This window comes from Micromonospora tarensis, assembly GCF_016803395.1.
GTDB classification, from domain to species: Bacteria; Actinomycetota; Actinomycetes; order Mycobacteriales; family Micromonosporaceae; genus Micromonospora; species Micromonospora tarensis.
In genome coordinates this window covers 1-2,056 of the sequence record NZ_JAEVHL010000460.1, presented here as the reverse complement: position 1 = coordinate 2,056, position 2,056 = coordinate 1, and the positions used below count along the sequence as shown (strand labels likewise).

At 73.0% G+C, this 2,056-nt stretch carries 2 protein-coding genes; both read right to left on the bottom strand.

Features of this window, described 5'->3' with window-relative positions; all coding sequences use genetic code 11:
• Positions 1–683, bottom strand: a 683-nt coding sequence (locus JM949_RS35500) for a KS-MAT linker domain-containing protein (protein ID WP_407664885.1), incomplete at its 3' end; no start/stop codon positions are given.
• The coding region (locus tag JM949_RS35495) for a type I polyketide synthase (protein WP_203152414.1) at positions 680–2,056 on the bottom strand (1,377 nt) is incomplete at its 5' end. The genes JM949_RS35495 and JM949_RS35500, both read right to left, overlap by 4 nt.

The window sequence follows — 2,056 nt, the reverse complement described above, 5'->3', positions numbered from 1 at the left end:
ACCACGGTGGCGTGGGCGGTCTCGGTGGGGGCGGGGCGGGCGGTGGCCGGTTCCCACACCTGGCGCAGCAGCGTCGGCGCGGGCGGTTCCGGGTCGGTCGGGCCGGCGGCCCGGGGCATCGGCACGTCGGCACCCCAGTACCGCTCCCCGGCGAACGGGTAGCCGGGCAACGAGATCCGCCGTCCCGGAGGTGTCCCGGCCGGGTCGTCGCCGCGCACCCACGCGGCGGCGAGCGCGGCGGCCCGGTCGTCCGGGGTGTGACCGTTCGCCGGAGCATGGCCGCTCGCCGGGACGTGGCCGCTCGCCGGGGTGATGCCCCGTTCGTGCGGCACGGCGATGACCCCGTGGCCGTTCACCCTTGAGTCGACGCCGTGCCCGGCACCAGAGACGACGCCGAGGGCGTGGCCGTGGTCGGCGGCACCGCCGTTCGCGGACGGGAGCACGGCACGGCTGCGGAACACGCCGGGCCCGGCGGGCTCGCCGGCGACGAACGCGGTGAGCGCCTCCCGCGCCTCGTCGACGTCCCGCGCCACCACCGCGAGCCGTTCGGCCATGGGTTCGCGACCCACCCGCAGGGTGTACGCCACGTCCTCCAGCGCCGGGCGTGCGGTGTCGAGGTGCGCGGCGAGCCGGCCGGCGACGGCCGCGAGCCGGTCGGGGGTCTTGGCGGACAGCGTGATCACCTGCGGTCCGCGGCCGGCGGGGACACCGGTGCGACCGGCTGTTCTTCGAGGACGAGATGAGCGTTGACCCCGCCGTAACCGAACCCGGAGATCCCCGCCCGACGCGGAACCCCGTTCGTCTCCCACTCCCGGGTACGGTCCAGCACCTCGAATGGAGTCCCGTCCAACCGGATATACGGATTCACAGTGTTCAGATGCAGATTTCCCGGCAGCCGTCGGTGCCGCATCCCCAACAACACCTTGACCAACCCCGCCATCCCCGCGGCGGTCTCCAGATGCCCCACATTGCTCTTCACCGACCCCAGGCCACAATGCGGACTCGTCGGCGCGGAACGACCCCACCGCTCGTACAGGATGGCGAACGCCTGGGTCAACGCCGTCGTCTCGATCGGATCGCCCAACGCCGTGCCCGTGCCATGCGTCTCCAGATAGGTGCAGGTCGCCGGATCCACACCCGCCTGCTCCCACGCCCGCACGATCAACCGCGCCTGCGCCGCCGTGTTCGGCGCGGTCAACGACGCCGCCCGACCACCATGATTCACCGCGCTGCCCCGGATCACCGCATACACCTGATCACCATCAGCCAGGGCTCGGGACAATGGCTTGAGCAGCACCGCGCCACAACCCTCACCCCGGACATAACCATCGGCAGCGGCGTCGAACACCTTGCACCGACCGTCCGGCGCCAACATCCCGGCCTGGGTGAAGGCGATGTGCGCGGTGGGGGTCGCCATCACGTTCACGCCACCGGCGATGGCCGCGCCGCACTCGCCGCGCTGGATGCTGGCCACCGCCCGGTGCACCGCCACCAACGACGCCGAACAGGCGGTGTCCACCGGCTCACTCGGCCCGTGCAGGTCCAACAGGAACGACACCCGGTTGGCCAGGACCGAGTGCGCGATGCCGGTGGGCGTGTGCGGCTGTAGGCCCCGCCCGCCGGCCAGCATCAGCTCGAGGTAGTCCATTCCACCGACGCCGACGAAGAGTCCGGTGTCGGTGCCGGCCAGGTCCGAGGCCCGGTAGCCGGCGTCCTCGATGGCCCGCCAGACGGTCTCCAGGAACACCCGCTGCTGCGGGTCCATCAGGTCGGCCTCGACCGCCGAGATGCCGAAGAAGCGCGGGTCGAACCGGTCCACGTCGGACAGGAACGCGCCCCAGCGCACCGGGGTGCGGTCCCCGCCGGTCCACGGGTCGCCGTACCAGCGACGCCAGTCCCAGCGGCTCGCGGGCACCTCGCCGACCAGGTCCCGGCCGGCGGCCAGGTCGGCGAAGAAGCCCTCCGCCTCGTTCCCGCCGGGAAACACCCCGGCCAGGCCCACGATCGCCACCGCGTCGCCGGGTACCGCCGGCTCGCGTTCGCCCGTCGGAAGGCT